The organism is Bartonella sp. AA74HLJMH (assembly GCF_042197045.1).
GTDB lineage: Bacteria > Pseudomonadota > Alphaproteobacteria > Rhizobiales > Rhizobiaceae > Bartonella.
The window spans coordinates 1-19651 of the sequence record NZ_JBHIRJ010000016.1 but is presented as its reverse complement, the minus strand read 5'-3'; the positions used below and the strand labels follow the sequence as shown (position 1 = coordinate 19651).

Genomic DNA, 19651 nt, shown 5'->3' with positions numbered 1-19651 from the left:
AAACACCCTTAGTCAGTTGACATGCATTAAGAACACCTACTTTAACTGCCGTCTAATCACCCCCAGAACGGATATAATCAACATCCTTACGATAATATTATATTGAAACAGTGTACACTCTGTAAGCAGACAAAACATATGCCAAAATTGAGAAACAAGAGTTCACATATGCCTTTTAGGCAATCTTCATGGTAAGACAGTCTAATAAAAAGTAAGAACGTGTAAAAATCAGTTCCGATTTTACCTTCTCCTTTTAATTCAACTTTACAATATTCAAAAACATTCAGAGCCATATTTTAAAAAGTGAAGATGACACATGACTTCATCTTTTTATTTATGCATTTAAAGAAAACACACTTTCAAAAAACAATACGTCATTATGTTTCTCATTCACCAATTTTCTCAGATATCTCTCATTTTTTCCATCCCCATTTCACAACGACAGCGGATATAATATCAAGTTCATCGGATACAGCCCTCATTGTGCCTGAGTAGCATCTTTGTCTTTGCTAATTTCTAATATTGTAAATCCTCTCCTCTTAATATAATTCCCCAAATTATATTGACTCCTTTCTTAAATGATTATCCACCTGCCAATTTTACATATAATAGACAAAGGAATGCTTTTTATGGATTCATCATAAAATCCTTGAAAATATTTCAGCACCCTAAATTAAAAATATCTTTATAAATCAAAACATTATAAATAATATAATAATCACTCTGAAATACGCGTTTTGAAACAATAACGTACAAACTCTTCAGACTTTTCAAAAAAATGAAAGAAGTCCAACCTAAAAGCATATTAAAGATATGCAAAATCACACTCTCGTAAAAATGCTATAACACAAAATGAATAGATAATGAGAAAAGCCACAAGTACAACTTGTAGCTTTTTTGAAAGATTAATCAAAAACAGGAACAACACTAGAAATGATAACGCAATCCACCTGAAAAACTCGTTCCAGAAAAACCAGCTTTCGTTAGTTTGTGCTGATAAACCAAATCGCCGTAAAGCGCAAAATTTTGAGATAATTGGGCATTAAAACCTAATCCTGTTTCTAACGAAGAACCAAAAGCACCTAGCTGAAAAGCATCTTTAAAATGCACAAATTGTTTTCCTTCAAAACCATGAGCAAGATGAAGCTTGCCATAGAAAGAAACAACCTGAGCCTCATCAGTAGCAACCAGCCTCTTTGTTAAACGCCCTCCAACACGCCCTACCCACTGATGAAGTTTTCCTAAATCAATATCAAAGCCGTCCACATCACGCACCTTATTAAATTGAAGATATTGATAAACAACCTGAACTTGCGGATCAAAAACAAAACCGTCCTCCCCCACCATAAATGTTTTACCAGCAGTCAATGAAGCACTTAAAGGGAAACCCTTTAATGTTGCCGTCTTGCCCCGTGCAGTTGTTAGAACATCACCTTTAAACAAGCCGTAAGACACAAGACCATCAATGTAAAAACCTGTATCATGCTGCATACCACCATATGCCGTAACTGACCATTTATCAAATGTACTTTTTTGACTCTGCTCAACATTCAAAGGTTGCAAAGAAAATCTCTCGTAAGCCCCGATAACTCCAAAAGAAGTGGAACCATACATATTTTCGATTGCTTTCAGCAAAACACCTGCCTCTAGTGCATTATAATCAAACTCGCCGCCATAACCATATTCAAGCGTGGAAAGATTTGAAGTATAACGATGATTGCCGCCATAACCGCTCACAAAAAAGAGAGGTTTTTCACGACTTTCTAATAAGCCCCCAGAAGTAATTCGCAAAGCTTCTAACCGCTTATTTTGATTGTTAACATTCATCAAACCAATATGACGTAAGGCATTAGGCAAAAGGAGATAAGTCGGAACCTGCGGAACAACAGCCTTAACGCCCGGCTTAGGATGAGGCTCCGGAGCTGGTTCTGGAGAAGGAGCTGGACCTGGAATTGGCTCAGGAAAAGGATCTGGTTTAGGTTTAACATCAGAATCTATAGACCTACTTTCAAGGCGAAAATCCCAAAATTCTCCGCTCCCTTCAACTAATCTCTGATCCATGTTTGCTTTTCCAAACTCAGATTCTGGACCATAACTATAAAGCTTATACTGATAAGGTAATTCGTTTAAGGCTACATAACCACCTTCCAACTGAAAAGAATCTTGCTTTGCTTGTCCAGAAACCTGAATGATTGAAATACCTTCATCATTCCCCCCCTTCCCCGTGTATCCTCCTGGACTTCCTGAAACTCCATGCACTTGGAGCTTTGTTTTTCCCGAAACATCACCATGAATTAAAACACGATCAGTCTTTTGATGATTAAGAGCACCACCACTATTCAGGTATGTATTAAGAGAAATAGAGGCACCTTCCCGTGCTCTATAAACTTCACCCTTTCCCTTTCCCACACGAAGGGTTTGATAATCATCAACAGAAGAAGATTCGTGTCTTTTAAAATTAATAGAGCTCTCATCCATAAGACTAACGAGTGAAATAGAAGAATCATGTGCAGCCCCATGTTGATCTTTTTGCAGCGGTTGTTGTAAAATCCATGTAGAACGACCTCCCAAATAAAGTTCGGCATTAGAGTCTTTATCAACGTGTGTGCGACCTTCAAGCGTAGAAGCATCAGCCAAAACGATCACAGATGCCCCTTTCTCAGCTTTTAATAAAACATTCCCTGAACGAAGAGTGCTTTTCATCAAACTCACCGCACCAGAAATAACATTGCTGCCATAAAGAGCCGTATCGTCTTCAACAGAAAACTCTGTTGTATCCAAATTAACAACTTCTAATCGTGGTGGAGCTTTTTCTTCCTCTAATGAAATCTCTTCTTTTTTATCCCCACCTTCACTCCATGGCTTCTCTCCCCGAAAATAGATACCATAAGATCCCTTACCCTTTACTGTAACAGAAGAAGACTTAAAGTTAGCCTCGGTCACATAAAAGTTATTCGATAAATCTTCAGTTTCATCTTTTGAGTCAGAACGTTCTGGTACAACACTAAAAGGCTTGACGGGATTTTCTAATAATATACCATGTGCATCCTCAACCTTAACAGCCCCCCCTGTAAACTCAACACGTCCCCCTTCATCCATTAAAAAAGCTGCATCATTTTTGTCTTTGTGGCCCTTTCCAGTAAGAGTGACACCATCGAGAATCACCGTCCCTCCCAACATCGCAGAAATCCCATGACTGTTGGTAAAGTTAACCTCCCCACCTTCCACCCAGATATCTGCACCGCTATAACTGGAAAGACTTACCTTCCCATCACGCGTATTAACTTTTGTATCCTTTAAAATAACCAATGAATTCCCCACGGCTTCAACAGCCCTATCACTGTCCTCTATAATCCCCTGCTGTATCTCAATTATCCCATTATGAGCGAAAAGAGCTAACTTTGTATTTTTAAGCGTCGATTTTTTCAAAACAATCTTTCCATCATCGAATACAGCCACACCACGCAAAAAAGATTTATCAGGAACTTCACTGCTAACAGTTACATTCTCTCCATCAACTCTGGTCCCTATTCCCTTCACCGTTATAGCAGTGGGATTAGCAGGGTAGTTGGAAACATTTGCACTCGTAATTGTATAAGATTTATTATCAATTTTAGGATCTATCCCGCAATTATCACATACATAATACAACCCACTATAGTAATAAAAACCAGGATTCACTCCTCTTCCATCAGAGTCTGCATCTTTAACAGAGTTATCTACATTTTTCTGATATCCATTCCATCCATCCACTCCACTCAGCTTACGATAATCATTTCCCCCACGAATACCATCATCGTTATTGCCAACATTAATCATATTAGGAGGATAATAATTATCACCACTTTCTCCACTAAGAGGAAGCTTATGCTTATTACTCCCGCTAAGCTGAGGAGAAGAATTAGCAGAGACAACTGGGATAACCTTTATAACATAACGATTACTATCCTTCCCCTCTGTAGCGGCATACACTTCTCTTCCATTTTGAAGCAAAGAGAGGATAGCTGTTGTACAAGCACATAAACATACATGATTTCTAAAAACTTTAATCATAGTTCCCTCGAAACTTTCCTTCCCCTCTCATTAAAAACAAAAGCACTTACAAAACACCCCATTGCACACCTCAAAAATACGAAAAGTGTAACAAAAGAACATGCCTCATGCTCATCTGAACTGTGCAATGAATTATCCCAATAAATTTGGCAAAAGCTCTACGCCAAAACCACCTATAAGAGAATAGTTACAAAACACACTTTATGAGTGTATAATGCATTCTGTATTTCGTGTAAAGAAAAAATAAAACCAGTGCGTGTAATTAATTAAAAACACAATCAAACCTTGTGAACTTTAAAAATTAATCCACAAGGAGATGAATGAAACAATGACTTAAATCAGTAGAAAACAAACTCTCAAAAACGAGCTTTAGAAAACATCAAATATTATATTAGATAATATCAATACAGTACCAAAAAGGATAACGTAACGTATACCGGTCTGCTGAACGCTTAAAAAGCCGATAAAAGCGAAGCACTCTATCGCATCAGTAGCAGCATAAATTTTAAGAAAATTCGCTTTAGCGAAGAAAAGTGCTCTCATGCATAAAACAAACTATGTCTTTTTTGCTTAATAAAGAAGACGAGATTTCTTAAGAACAACACAAGTTGTTATAAAGAAAAAAGGCAGCACAATGTGCTGCCTTTTCTAAAAAGGTACATAGTGTACCTTATATTAAAACTGATAACGTACTCCTCCAGAAAAACTTGTTCCCGAAAAACCAGCCTTATTAAGCTTATGTTGATAGAGAATATCAGCATGCAGAGAGAACTGTGGCAACAATTTGGCATTAAAACCTAATCCAGCCTCTATAGAAGAACCAAAAGCTCCTAACTTGAAAGCATCATTGAAATGCACAGACTGTTTTCCTTCAAAACCATGAGCAAGATAAAGCTTACCATAGAAAGCAACAGCATTCACGCCTTCAGAACCTGTAGGAATCTTGGTTAAGCGTCCACCAACACGCGCTACCCACTGATTAAGGTTACCCATTTCAATATCAAAATTGTCGATATCACGGGCTTTATTAAACTGGAGATGTTGATACACAACCTGAACCTGCGGATCAAAGACAAAGCCCTTATATCCTGTCATAATTGTCTGACCACCAGCTAAAGAAACACTCAAAGGATTACCTTTTAATGTTGCTGTTTTACCCCGTGCAAGGGTGAGAACATCACCTTTGAACAGACCATAGGATAAAAGACCGTCGACATAGAAGCCAACATTATGCTGCATGCTACCATATACCGTAGCAGTCCATTTATCAAATGCACTCTTCTGACTGTGCTCAACATTCACAGGCTGCAGAGAAAGTTTTCCATAAGTTCCCATAACGCCAAAGGATATAGCACTATCAGCATTTTCAATAGTTTGCAGCAAAACACCTGCCTCTACACCATTATAACTAAGATCACCTCCGTAACCATATTCAAGTGCGGACAGATCTGAAGCATAACGGTAATTTCCACCATAGCCGCGCAAGTATAAAGCGGGATTTTCACGAACCTCTACCATTCCTGTAGAAGTCATCCGCAACGTCTCCAATTGCTTATTTTGATTGCTAATATCCATTAAACCAGCGTGGAATACACTATTAGGCAAGCTGAGATAAGTTGGAACCTGTGGAACAACAGACCTTACAAATTGTTCAGGAAGGGCAGCAGATCCAACAGACTTAACATACTGATTTTCTAAACGGAAATTCCAAAATTCTCCACCATCCTTAACAAATTTCTGCTGAACATGCTCCTGTTTCGAAGTCGCTTCTGGAGCATAAGCACGAAGGGTGTATTTGTAAGGTGAGTTTCTCAGTGCAACATAATTGCCATCGAGTTGGAAAGAGTCTTTCTTCGCTTGACCATAGACCTGAATAATTGAAACAGTATGAGCAATCTTGGCATTCGCTTTACCATCTCCTACATTGCCCGCATCACCTCGTACATGTATTTTTGTTTTTCCAGAAACATCACCATGAATGACAAGCCGATCAGTGACTTGCTGATCACTCGGATCACGAGGATTTAAACGTGCATTGAGATGAATTACAGCATTACCCTGTGCCGCATAAACAGTTCCTTTCCCATTTCCAATATGGAGAGTCTGATATTTTCCTTCAGATTCCGAAGGTGCAAAATCAATAGCACTATTTACAAGACTTACAGAAGAAATGCATGAATCCGCACATCCTGAATCTAGAGTCCCCAAATTCCTCTGTGCACTTCTTTTTAGAATCCACTGTGAATTATTAGCCAAGTCTAATTTTGCATAAGAATTTTTATCAACGCGAACACCGCCTGTAACAATAGAATTATCAACTGAAACCAATATGTTCGAATCATTCTCAGCTTTTAATAACAAGTCACCAGCAAGAGTTGTTTTATTTTCTAATGAAACACGACCACCAGAATTATTACCATAGATAGCTATACCATTTGCAACTTCAAAATCAGTTTTTTTCAACGAAACTGTCCCTGTTATGCCTATAGGCGTTTTTTCCTGTTTGGACACAGTACTCCGCTTAACAACATTTGTTTTCTCAGTTGTTAAATCCTGACTTCGATTTTGTTGACTCGCTTCCTTCTGTGTTCCCCCATCAAAATATATACCGTAGACTCCGTCACCTTCCACTTTAACAGTAGAAGACTCGATATTTACGTGATTCATAGTAGGACGAACGTCAGAGGATCTCCTTCTCCTAGAAGAACCCGTCTCAACCACATTATCACCAGACTTTATAATCCACAAAGCATGAGCATCAGTAACAACATTTCCGTTCTTAAAATCAACAGAAGCATTATCACTCACCAGAAAAGCTGCACGTCCAAATTTCTCTGTAGAATTCGACTTTCCTGCTTCCTTTTTCGCAGTAATATTAACTTTGTTTAATCTTACACGTCCCCTAGCTTCTGATCTCACAGCCACTCCATTTGTCAGCATAATCGTTCCAGAGTCCATAGTTACCTCACCAGCCTGACTCGCCAGACCAGCCACAGCTAAATCCCCCGTTACGTTAATTTTTGTATCCTTTAAATTAACAGATGATCCAGAACTCGCCAAAGCGCCTACATAACGCGCATTGACTGTTCCAGTATGCATTGTAACCTTCCCGCCACTTTGCGCTTCAAGCCCAATCACAGAAGAGGTAATTGTTGATTTATTATCCAAAACAACTTCCGCCCCCTCTTCTGCAAGCACAGCACTCACGGCATATATTTCATTAAAATCAACATTATTTTTGCTATCAGAAAAATCCGCACCACTAATTGTGGCTCCCTCTAACTTAATAACCGTATCCTGATTTTTTGCATGCATAGGATGTTGAGTTTTATCACTTACCTTCAATGTAACGTTTGCCACTGTACGTGTTTGGCCATCACTGCATAAATAAGGAGTTCGCAAATCCTCTCCACCATTATTCTGTATAGCACCACATGTAGAAGAAACCGTTTCCTTAGAAGAAACATCTCCATTACCAGCATGATCACCAAGCATAAGAACACGTCCAACAGCTCTAGAAGATACAGCAGATGTCTCAGAAACCATAGGAGCAGAAGCATTCATAGCAGAAGCTCCATTAGAAGATATGACAGCTATCTCAGAAACCACAGAAGTAGAAGGCTGCATAGCAGAAGCTCCATTGGAAGATATAACAGGTATCTCAGAAACCACAGACGTAGAAGGCTGCATAGCAGAAGCTCCATTAGATATAGCAGGTATCTCAGGAGCAGAAGGCTTCATAGCAGAAACTCCATTAGAAGATATAGCAGATATCTCAGAAGTAGAAGGCTGCACAGCAGAAGCTCCATTAGATATAGCAGATATCTCAGAAGTAGAAGGCTTCATAGCAGAAACTCCATTAGAAGATATAACAGCTACCTCAGAAACAACAGGAACAGAAGCATTCATAGCAGCCTTCATAGCAGCAGCTGATTTTATAGGTGATGGCCTCTTAGATACAATATGATCCCCAGGTGTTACAAAAATTTCATCGGCAGATATTACAGGTCCTCTACCTGTATCAGATCTCCCACTTAAATTAACTCTTGGAGGTACTAAAGGTGCCAAATTTCTGGATAAAGAAGGAGTAACAGATGATGGAGATGGAGTAACAGGTAAAAAGGTATGCACTACAACCTCAGATGTTTCAGATTCCGTAAAATCTTCGTCATCATCATCTTCATAAAATTCGTCAGATGTTTCAGATCTCAAAAGTGAATTGCCTTGAACAGAGACTACAGATGCAGATTCCCCAGATACAGGAGGAGTTATGGATTCACTATTTACTTCACCAGCACCAGTGTCAGCATTAGTATTTATTGCAGTTTCAGTAGAAGCATTAGTAGAATCAACTGCAACAAGTGGCTTAGCCTTAAAAGTAAGTTGAAAATTAGCAGTAGCAGTATAAGCAGAAACGAGAGGTATAAAATATTCATTTTCTAAACGAAAATCCCAAACACTTCTACTATTTTTAAGTAATGTCTTATCAAAATACTGCATTTTCGGAGGAGTAGTTGGACCATAAGCACGAAGAACATACTTATAAGGTAACCCTTCTCGTGTAATATAATCACCTTTCAGCTTAAAAGAATCCCTCTCTGCATTTCCAAAAACCTGAATAATTGAAATGCTATGAGGTGTATCCTGACTTTGTGATATACCATCAGAAGTATCATTCACAACTACCATTGTTTTTCCAGAAACATCACCATGAATCAACAATCTGTCAGATATTTGAGAATTTTCTGTATTGCTAGGCATCAAATTTGCATTGAAGTAAATTGTAGCGGCAGAAGCAGCACTATAAACTGTTCCATCCCCATCTCCTATACGAAGGGTTCGATACTCAATATCTTTATTAGATGTATTTTCATTTTTCAAAGAAGTAAAAAATCTAACATTACTATCTACAAGATTCATAGACGAAAGACATGAATCTACACAACCCGTATTTGAATTTTCCAAACTATTATGCAGATTCTTTGTTAAATACCACTCTGATCCCCCAGATAGAAAAAGCCTAGCTTGAGATTTTTTATCAACGTGAGCTCCCCCCATGACGACAGAGTCTTCAACAAAAACCGACAAATGCGACCCCTCTTCAGCTTTCAACACTAAATCACCCGAAAGAGTTGAGTCATCTTTTACAACGACGTACCCATCCAAACTGTTACCATAAATGACCACACCATTAGGAACTCTGAAAACCGTATTTTTCAAAAGAACTGCATGCAAACTATCTCCATCATCTTTTATTCCGCCCTCTCCCAGATTTTGACCTACATTTTGACCACTTTCTTGTCTCACTCTCGTTTGATCATTTTTTCTCCTCACATCCGAAGGTATATCACCAAAAAATACACCATAAGACTTACCTTCCACTTTAACGGTTGAATTTTGAATATCAGAAACTATTAAGTTGACAACCCTAGAGTTTGGATCTGGTTTAGACGCCACCACTGCAGAATCTCCAGCGCCAGCTCCAGATGGTGCACTAGTACTTCTAGAATCTGCACCGCTTCCTAAAAAATTCTCTATAGGGAATAAAGCCTCAAAATACGTGGAACTAATATTATTAAGGACAGCGCCATCTCTAGTTTCAATAGAGATGACCTCACCAATGAAAGAATCACTATCAGCCTTAGAACCCTGTTGCGTATCATCGCCATCCTCACTCTCCGCTCCTACTCTATTAGAAGCTACAGAGATATTATTCTTAAAGCTATCACTTACCAACAATGCAACAGTATTAGGAGCTCTAAGTTTTCCATTTTTAAAGGAAATAGTACCTCCAAGTGACAATAAACCTATATTCGTCTCCGAAGTACCAACTTCTGTAGTTTTTGGTTCCTCAGCAACATTGATAACCGTCCCGTCTAGTAGAACAGTCCCCTCTTTTGTAGAGATAACTCCTATTCCACCCTCTTTCACGGTAATTGCTCCAGACCTCATCTCGATAACGGATGGACCCAAACTAACTAAACCGATTCTTTTAACATTAATATCTACATTCTCTAAAACAATCCACCCATTATCACTAGCAAGAGCACCTATATACGCATCTCTGATTCCTCCCCCCACCATCGTGATCTTTCCAGTCTCTTCAGTCCGAAGCCCAATAAAAAAACCCTGAATATTTGAGTTTTTCAAATTAACCTCTGCATTCATATGTGAAGCAGAATCTCCGACATATACACCAACATAAAGCGGATCATGAGTATATAAACTATCTATGTTCTCTATACCTACTTTATAATCCTGTATACCCACTGCAGATAAACTTTCAGAAAGTTCTTTCCCAATATTCATACTTTCAATGGATACTTCGTCCAAATTAACAACTACTTTCCCATCATCAAGAGGAGATTCCACATTTACAGCGCTCTCACCTTGATCCGCTATAATAGCCCCCCCTATTAGAGTATATACTCCGGACTGATCACAGGAAATAGATCCATATATTCGCTGATCACCATTGAGTAAATCAGCCAATCCTTTACCTGCCTCCACAGAATCTATAATTTCTAGAGCCCCAACACCATCACCAACTGGTATAGATACACTCACACCAGGCACCATAGCACCTGATGTATCGGGTGGTAAAGAATTCAATACAGGACTCGATATACCTGGCATACCAACAAGACCATCTGCACTCGCTTTTTGTACTCTTAGCGCCTCTTCCCCCACTGGAAAATATGTTTCGCTTAAACTATCTTTTCGCGGAATATTAAATAATCGCCAAACATCCACATTTCTTGGAACATCTAGTAATCTAACTAACTCTCCACCTACTCCACTTGGCACACCTGCACGCCCCGCACGTGCTTTCTTCCCACTTGCTATTGCTGTTTTTGCTTCTTTTGCTTCCACATTTTCTGCTCTTGTTGCTCTTGCTCTCCTAGTAGTTACACCGCCTGTACCTGGAACACCTGGCATATCACTCAAAGCATCATTTGGCATAGTACCTGGACCAACACCTGGAATAGCAGGCAGGTTCGTTGTATCTGCCCCACTCGAAACACCTAATATAGCCTTTGGTCTTTGTTGACTTACAGTGTTTAATCCTCCTCCTGCTATATTACCTGATAATAAAGTATCTTGTACAAGAGCTAATGAGCCACCAAAGCCAGCTGGTACACCTGCTTGCGGCACATTTGCTACTGTTCCTATCCCAGTAGATAAAACGCCTGAACCTGGGAGCCCTGGCACACCACCCACACCATCTGGAATATCACCCAAAATACCTAGCACTGCACCTGCACCACTCGCAACACCAGGTACTGCACCTGCACCACTCGCAACACGAACACTACTACCTGCAACATTCCGTATCATGCCAGGAACAAAAACATTATTCTTTCTAGAATGACAAGCACTAATAGGTCGAATATGATTTAAAACAGGCACAATCTGAGCCCGAGCCTGAGCCTGAGCCTGCGGCTGAGCAGGACCACTATTAACAGCATTATCGACTCTAGGTTCTGCTCTTTCAGAACCCCCCACTCCTCCGGGTGGTGTTATAGCCCCTGTGCTCGATCCTCCAATTAAAGAGGTAAATGATGATAATGATGGCAATGAAACTGAAGGAAGGTATGATGAGAACCAACCACTCCCCATAGAAACATCTACACCTTGTAAAAAGAAGAAAGCACTTGTTGTCAGTGCGTACAAACGTGTACGCTTTTTAAATACATTGATCATATGTCAAACTTTCTAAATAATGTTGCAAAAACACTAGAATTAAGTGAAAATGAGGTAAGTGAACGATTTGTAACATATGTCAGTCAACTTTACAACATAGTGTTATTTATTTACGCTTCATTTTGTGCATAAAAATACCAAAGTTAAGTTTTTAAGTGCGCAAACCTTTGTAATATTAGATAAAAGGATAAAATCACGATGATAAAATATATGAAATGGATGACTTCTGTTTTACTGGTTGCAATTAGTTTTGCAACGATTTTGTGGACTCATACGAGTATTGCAAATACCAGTACCCAGACAAATGTAACGATTGATCATGTTTCAGGAACGACTTCTGTTCCCACTTCTCCGCAAAAGGTTGTTGTGTTTGATCTTGCCTCGCTAGATAATATGAATCGCCTTGGTATCCAAGCAGTTATCGGCCTTCCTGAAGGAAAAAAACCTTCCTATCTACAACAATTTGACGATGCAAAATATGAAAGAATTGGAACCGTTTTTGAGCCAGATTATGAAAAAATTGCCACTCTTCAACCCGATTTGATTATTATTTCCTCCAGAACTCAAGCAAAATATAAAGACTTATCCAAAATAGCCCCAACAATTGATCTAACCGTAGAAAACGAAAATTCTCTTGAAGATATAAAACGAAATGTGTCTATCCTTGGAAAAATTTTTGGTAAAACACAAGAAGCAGAAAAGGAAATTGCAAAAATCAATGAAGCTTTTGCTGAAGTCCGTAAAAATACCCAAGGAAAAGGCACCGGGCTCATACTCATGACCTCTGGTGGAAAAATCAGTGCTTTCGGACCAAAATCACGTTTCGATATTTTTCACTCCGCTTTTGGAATTGCCCCTGCAACCGATAAACTTACCGTGCAAAAACATGGACAACTCATTTCTCCTGAATTTATTCTTGAAACCAATCCTGATTGGTTGTTGGTGATTGATCGCGATGCAGCCATTGGGCGGGAAGGACAATCCGCAGCACAATTGCTCAACAATGAGCTTGTTCACCGCACAACAGCAAGCAAACAAAACCAAATTATTTATTTGGACTCTTGGAGCTGGTATCGTGCAAATGGTGGTTTAACGGCACTCATTGAAACCGCACAGCAGATCAATGAAGCCTTTACAAAGAGCAAATAAGCGCACGAAAGAGCTTGCTTGCTATATAAATAAAATTTAAAAGCAGAGGTTGTTTATTAAGCAGTCTTTGCTTTTTGTAGATTTTGTTAGAAAATGATTTAACGTGAAGAATTACTGGATAACCATAACACTTCTAATTTTCCTGTCTATCCTCAGCATTTTTGTTGGTTATTCTGATGTCACACCTTCTAACCTTTTCGCAGCCGATCCCCATGCGTGGCTTATTTTTTGGCAAACACGTCTTCCTCGTACCATTGCAATCCTTTTAGTAGGCGCAGCACTTGCACTTTCAGGCATGATTATGCAACTATTAACACGCAATCGCTTTGTTGAACCATCAACCACTGGAACCATTGAATCTGCTTCCCTTGGCATTCTTTTTATTATGATTTTTGGGCCCGATATTCCTGTTTTAGGAAAAATGGTCGTTGCGACAATTTTTGCCATGGTAGGCACTTTACTTTTTATGTTTTTATTGCGACGCATTCCTCTAAAATCTGCTCTCATTGTACCCCTTACAGGGATTATGCTAAGCTATATTATTGGCTCTTTAACCAATGCCATTGCAGATTATGAAATGTTACTTCCTTCTCTTCAAGCTTACTTATTTGGCAGTTTTTCGATGGTTCTTGAAGGAAAATATGAGCTCTTATGGCTATCCCTTCCCCTTTGTATTCTGGCCTATTGTACTGCTGATCGCTTTACGGTTGCAAGTTTGGGAGAAGATTTAACCAATAACCTTGGATTGAATTATCGTGTTGTCATGTTTTTTGGTCTTTTTATTGTCGCCTCAATCACTGCTGTTGTTGTCTGTACCATTGGCCGTATTCCTTTTGTTGGGTTGATTATTCCAAATATTGTTTCAAGTTTCATGGGAGATAATATGCGCTATACCGCTCCTTGGGTGGCCATCAGCGGTGCAGGATTGGTCTTGATTTGTGATCTTTTAGGACGAATCATTCATCCCTCTCTTGAAATTCCCATCAGCACCATAATGGGTGTAATCGGTAGTTTTATTTTTATGATACTGCTTTTACGCTGGAGAAAGCGTCTTGGATAGAAGAAGAAAAACAATATGTGTACTAACAACACTTATCATCATAGCATGCACTGTCATTAGTCTTTACATGACGTGGAACATCAATGTTTATACATGGAAATTTCGTCTTACAAAACTTTCCTCTTTGCTTCTTATTGCCTATGCAATAAGCGTTTCCACGGTTTTATTTCAAACAATCGTTAATAATCGTCTTCTTACTCCTTCAATTATGGGATTTGATCAGCTTTATATTTTAATAAAGACTGCCCTAATGTATTTTGTAGGCTCTCTTTCTTTGCCCTTTTTGAATGAAGAAGGACAGCTTGTTCTTGAAGCCCTCATTCTTATCCTTTTTTCAATAAGCCTTTTTCGCTGGCTCTTTTCAGGAAGCCTAAAAGGACTTCATTTAACGCTTTTAATCGGTGTTGTTTTAGGCGGATTTTTTTTCAGTTTACGGATGTTTATGCAATTGCAACTAAATCCAGACCAAATGATGAATTTAACGGATATTATGTTTGCAAATTTTAATAAATTTAATACACCGTTAATAGGCTTTGCCACAATCATTGTCTTCATTGTGAGTCTGATTGGATGGCATTCCCGTCATCTTCTTGATATTTTGGCTTTGGGACGTGAAAATGCTCTTAATCTTGGCGTTAATTACCACAAAAGTGCGACAGCTGTCCTTATTTTTGTTTCCATTCTCGTATCCATTTCCACCGCATTAGTAGGCCCCGTCACCTTTTTTGGACTGTTAGTTGCCAACCTTTCCTATGAACTTTCTCCTCAAGCAAAACACAGTATTGTTGTTCCAATTGCAATATTATTGGCTATTATTTGTCTGGTGGGGGGACAATTTATTTTAGAACAAATTTTTCATATGGCAGGGCGTTTAAGTTTTATCATTGAGTTTTGTGGGGGAATTGTTTTCTTAATGTTACTGATGAAGGGAAAACTAAAATGATTGAGATCAATCATCTTTCCAAGGCTTACGGAACACGATTGATTATCGATAATTTATGCCTTCATCTTCCAAAAGGGGGGATTATTTCTCTTATTGGGCCCAATGGTTCGGGAAAGTCAACTCTTTTAATGCTGATAAGACGTCTTTTGCCACACCATAATGGTACAATTCATATCGACGGCTTTGATATTGATAAAATGCCCCACGATATTTTGGCTCAAAAACTCTCAATTCTGCGTCAAGAAAATCCTTTGTCTTTTCGCTTAACCGTGTACGATTTAGTAAGTTTCGGACGCTATCCTTATTCAAAAGGCTGGTATACACATGAAGATAAACAATTTATCGACAGTGCGCTACGCTATCTCGGCTTACAAGATTTACAAGACCGTTTTTTAGATGAGCTTTCTGGCGGTCAGCGTCAACGCGCTTTTATAGCCATGGTTATCTGCCAAGACACTGATTATCTTCTTTTAGATGAACCATTAAACAATCTGGATATGAAACATGCGGTTTCTATGATGAAGCAATTACGCCGCACAGCTGATGAACTGAAAAAAACCATTCTTATTGTTATGCACGATATTAATTTTGCCTCATCTTACTCAGATATGATTGTTGCATTGAAAAATGGGAAAGCGGCCTATTGTGGGACTCCAAAAGAAATTATGCAACCAAAAATTCTTAAAGACATTTATGATGTCGATATTCAAATCAAAACAATTAATGACATCCCTATCGCTCTTTATTATCGATAATCATAAAGATTTTTTGCGCTTGCATGCACTATAGAATCTGCTAGGGATAGTAAAATTGGCTTATTGGGGAATAGTTTAATGGTAGAACAGCGGACTTTGACTTCGTCAATCTTGGTTCGAATCCAAGTTCCCCAGCCAGTATTTAATGATTGTAGCTTGTCATCGGGTTTTGTATAATTTGAAAGCAGGTTTTGCATCAATTTATTTTTTTCAAAGGATCTTCAAAAACTTTCAAGGGTTATTTAAAATCCCTTTAATGCATATTTTCTTTTCCTCTAAAAATTGCAATTTGAGATGATAAGCTCTTGAGCCGGTGCGGATTCTTTGAATCACATGTATAAGATGTGGCAACCCCTTTTATCTTAAATTGGCTAAATATTTTTCGGATCTGAGACACATCATTGAGAGAGAAGAATTTTTCTCTTGCGCAAGCAAAGCAAACATTGTCTGGTAATCCTCGCGCAAATAAATCCTTTCCATAGTAATACACGTATATCTGGCTCTGTTTATGGGAAAGCCTTATCTAATAGCTATAAACCTATCTAAAGAGAGAATTCAAAAAAGAAAGCCGAGCCAAATGATATGACGCGGCTTTCAGATATTGATTATAAGATTCAAATGAATCATCCACAATGGAGTAATAAATTCATATATACAAAACGTATCATATTGCAAGTGCTCTATTTAGAAATATGAAAACTTATCAAAAGAAACGTAAATGATAGCTATGATTTTGATATCATTCATTAGCATTATAGAATCTATAAACGCTTGGTAACTTTATCAATCCAATCAAAAGAAAATGCATCTTAAATGAATGTTTTCTCAATAAGGCTTTCATAAGTATCTTTTCATTTTGCACTCAAATGTAACTTCTTTGCAAATTAACCAGCTCAAATTTGAGTTGGCAAAATTAACCAATCCAATTTTGGAGGCGTTATCTTTAGAATAGCCATCTTTAAACATTATAGCTTTTGACTCAAAATTGAATAAAATCCCATACCTTAGATGTTACAATGGTTTTGAATTTTGCTGCCTCATCTTTTTTTCAATAGGTGCCCCCCAAATTTTGAGAGAGCTCATTTGGTTTCGTATTTTTAAACTGTAACTTTTAAAACGTTTTTTTCTCGCTTGCTTGCGTTATATCATTAAAAGGCTTTCAATTTCATAAGACATAACATTGTGATTTTCATTCTATATTGTGATGATAGTATCTATATAATGCCTGCCTATCATTTACTAACTTTTTAGTAAGCGTTTTTAAAAACGTATCATAAAATTTATGATACGTTATGAATGATAACCGCTTTTCATTTCATTTGAATGCACCCATGCGTTATAGTATTTGCATCATGATTTGCTTTTTATAGTCTATACATCCATGGCAATCTTATATAAAAAATGATCAATTCAAACATGCATAAAAGTAGGGATTCTTAAGTGGATTCATACAAAATAACTGCACTTAATGTATTGATTTTATTAGTTTTTATGTACAATACCTTTTTAACTTCATAAAGATATCAATTTCCTTGTAAAGAATATTCCTCCCATTCCAACAAAAGACTCCACATAAGGCGATGAGGGATAGCTTCTATGATTTTACAAGTACTGATCACTGGCCATGCAATAACGCCGACTGATGTCCAAGCCAATTAGACCGCCTGTGGAAACAGGCAGGTTGTGGGGCTGAATATAGTGGAACAGCACCGAACGGATAAGCCACACGTCGTAAGTAAGCCTCTTAGCTTGCATAGCTTATAGGTTTTGGAAACAGCCAATTATTATAATTCAGGTATTATAATTCAGACGATTAAAGATCAGATCTCAAGCTTTTTAATCCAGTGGACAAACACGAATAATATGTCCGTCTGGATCTTTGATTAGGAAGGTACGTCCAAATACATCAGTATACGGTTCCTTCAAAACATTTATCTCAACAGTGGTTTGCTCTTTCCATTCCGCATAGAGCTTATCTACGTCCTCTCCTGTCGGAAACATAATGCCGATTTCTGAAAAACGAGATGCATTTTCCTCAGGCGTATCGCCCCCAGACCAGAGAGCAAAGAGAGCATCCCCCGAAGAAGCAAATGCAACATAGCGTAGCGAGGTAAACACAGGTTCTTTCTTGAAGATGAATTTGTAAAAAGCCGTAGAATACTCTATGTTTGAGACGTATACCAACTGTAGGTTTGGGGTAACAGGATAAGTAGGGATATTACTCATTAATTCTCTATGATTTAGTAGCTGTTGCCTGACAGGCATATACCTATTAGAGAATATTTCAACAAGAGTTTGTGATACCTCCGTTCGCGGTGTGCTCTATTTATATGTTTTTATTCGCTTATTGCTATATGCTAAAATATTGAGACCGCCACTACGGGGATTATAATGATATCCCTATCGCTCTTTATTATCGAGAATCTAAAGATTTTTTGCACTTGCCTACACTATAGAATCTGCTAGAAATGGTAAAATTGGCTTATTGGGGAATAGTTTAATGGTAGAACAGCGGACTCTGACTCCGTCAATCTTGGTTCGAATCCAAGTTCCCCAGCCAGTGTAGCTGTAGCTTGCCAGTTGTAGCTTGCCAGCTGTAGCTTGCCAGCAGGTTTTGTATAATTTGCCACTAGGTTTTGTACCAATTTATTTTTTTTCAAAGAGTTTTTAAGGGGTTCTCAAAGGGTCTTCAAAGACCTTTCAAAGATCATTTAAAGCCTCTTTTTCTTTTCTGCTCAAAATCGCAATTTTTGATGATCAATCATTGAGTTGGAATCGTATTATTTGAGAAGCAGCGTATATAAGATGGTATGACTTCTTTTAGCATAAATTGACTGATGATTTTTCTGTATCCTAAGCACATTATTCAGGACATTATTAAATAAGAGAAGCGTTTAAGGAATTCGGTCAACTTGACCAAATTGCTCTTCAGTCTGCAATTGTGCAATGTTTGCACCATTGCTCCTTTGAGGAATTGGGTAAACATTACCCTATTGCTGTACTCATGCAATTGGTGCAAGTTGCACCTATTCCTTACCTCCACACCAAAATGCGAACTTTTGATTTTGGTCTCAATACTCTTCAACACCGATCAAAGGGTCAAGTTGTCCCTTTGATTTTCTGTCTCTCAGAGGTTTCCTTTTCTCCTGCCTCTTTTCCCTTGTTTGGTGCCTCGAGTGTGATTTCTGTTGTGTATCCGCTTTGTTTTTCATAGCGGTGGGTGACGGTTGCAGCTTTCCATGGCCCATTGATTTGCCCACGAAACCCTTGAAGGATGAGAGGTTGATCCGCCATGATTTCAGGGCGTCCCTCAAGGGTCAAAGAACCACTGCCTACAGCACGACATAAGCGATCCGACTCGGAAGCAGCGGCAGATAAAGCTTCCTCTTGACATGGATAACAACTGCGAAGACGCCGCACGGGACCGCTAAACCCTGTCTGATGCTTGACTTGGCATTGCTGCCCTTTTGAGCGATCAAAATAAGAAGCTTCAATGATGCCGTATTGCGTGCGTGGCTCTAACGTGAATTCCCAGTTAGAACAGTCGTGCTTATGAAGTTCAAGGGCTGGTAAATTATCCCCGCTTAAAAATAAAAACTTATGGTCTTTGATTAAAAAACGCGCCCGCATGCGGTCCGCAAGACGGGTTAAAAAATCAACCGCCGATTGATCTGTACGAATCACATAAGAAAGAGTTTGTGTGGTGAACTGGGGACTGACCTTTGCTTGATAGCCATGGCGTTTGGCGAGTGTCTCAACAATCTCACCAACAGTTTTGTGATCAAAATGTTCACTCGCTTGTTCTTTGAGTTCTTTACGCATCGAGGCGCTTTTGCCACAAAGGCGCAAAATCTCTCCATCACTGCCACCAATACTCACCACCGACTCAACAACAAAACGCCCCATAAAGGCACTGATGCTGTTCTCATAGCCAAAAATCACTTGCAGAGTGCTGTTGCTTGAGGGAACCTCTAAATCATTACCACT

At 38.7% G+C, this 19651-nt stretch carries 9 protein-coding genes, 2 tRNA genes and 1 pseudogene; 6 read left to right on the top strand and 6 right to left on the bottom strand.

Annotated features, from left to right (window positions below; translation table 11 throughout):
• Positions 1-927 precede the first annotated feature (927 nt).
• On the bottom strand, positions 928-4053 hold the full coding sequence (locus ACFINH_RS07520) for an autotransporter outer membrane beta-barrel domain-containing protein (RefSeq protein ID WP_375632553.1): 3126 nt from the start codon (positions 4051-4053) through the stop codon (positions 928-930).
• Between the two features lie 675 nt (positions 4054-4728).
• Complete coding sequence (locus tag ACFINH_RS07515) at positions 4729-11757, bottom strand: autotransporter outer membrane beta-barrel domain-containing protein (protein WP_375632552.1); 7029 nt, start codon at positions 11755-11757, stop codon at positions 4729-4731.
• Positions 11758-11955: 198 nt separating this feature from the next.
• On the opposite strand from ACFINH_RS07515, the gene ACFINH_RS07510 reads away from it, so the two are divergent.
• The 5 genes from ACFINH_RS07510 (at position 11956) to ACFINH_RS07490 (ending at position 15802) form a co-directional block, all read left to right on the top strand.
• A complete protein-coding gene (locus ACFINH_RS07510) occupies positions 11956-12906 on the top strand; it encodes a siderophore ABC transporter substrate-binding protein (protein WP_375613669.1) in 951 nt (316 codons plus the stop codon).
• A 103-nt stretch (positions 12907-13009) separates the two neighbouring features.
• Positions 13010-13966, top strand: a complete 957-nt coding sequence (locus ACFINH_RS07505; RefSeq protein WP_375632551.1) for an ABC transporter permease — start codon at positions 13010-13012, stop codon at positions 13964-13966.
• A gap of 67 nt (positions 13967-14033) precedes the next feature.
• A complete protein-coding gene (locus ACFINH_RS07500) occupies positions 14034-14909 on the top strand; it encodes an iron chelate uptake ABC transporter family permease subunit (RefSeq protein ID WP_375632550.1) in 876 nt (291 codons plus the stop codon).
• Complete coding sequence (locus ACFINH_RS07495; RefSeq protein ID WP_375629926.1) at positions 14906-15664, top strand: ABC transporter ATP-binding protein; 759 nt, start codon at positions 14906-14908, stop codon at positions 15662-15664. Before ACFINH_RS07500 ends, ACFINH_RS07495 begins: the two co-directional genes overlap by 4 nt.
• Before the next feature lie 64 nt (positions 15665-15728).
• Positions 15729-15802 (top strand) — tRNA-Gln (locus ACFINH_RS07490).
• 137 nt (positions 15803-15939) lie between these two features.
• Here ACFINH_RS07490 and ACFINH_RS07485 read toward each other — a convergent pair.
• The 3 genes and pseudogenes from ACFINH_RS07485 to ACFINH_RS07475 form a co-directional block, all read right to left on the bottom strand.
• Positions 15940-16145 (bottom strand): annotated as a pseudogene (locus tag ACFINH_RS07485) (DNA adenine methylase); the annotation flags it as partial.
• Between the two features lie 1042 nt (positions 16146-17187).
• Entirely contained in the window at positions 17188-17319 is a 132-nt protein-coding gene (locus ACFINH_RS07480; protein WP_375632549.1) for a hypothetical protein, read from the bottom strand.
• A 181-nt stretch (positions 17320-17500) separates the two neighbouring features.
• Positions 17501-17890, bottom strand: coding sequence for a VOC family protein (locus ACFINH_RS07475; RefSeq protein WP_375613673.1), 390 nt, complete (start codon positions 17888-17890; stop codon positions 17501-17503).
• A 260-nt stretch (positions 17891-18150) separates the two neighbouring features.
• Between ACFINH_RS07475 and ACFINH_RS07470 the strand changes: the two genes are divergently transcribed.
• Positions 18151-18224, top strand: a tRNA-Gln gene (locus ACFINH_RS07470).
• A 539-nt stretch (positions 18225-18763) separates the two neighbouring features.
• On the opposite strand, the gene ACFINH_RS07465 is transcribed toward ACFINH_RS07470, so the two are convergent.
• Positions 18764-19651 (bottom strand): phage late control D family protein (locus ACFINH_RS07465; protein WP_375632548.1); only part of this gene is annotated, 888 nt, incomplete at its 5' end.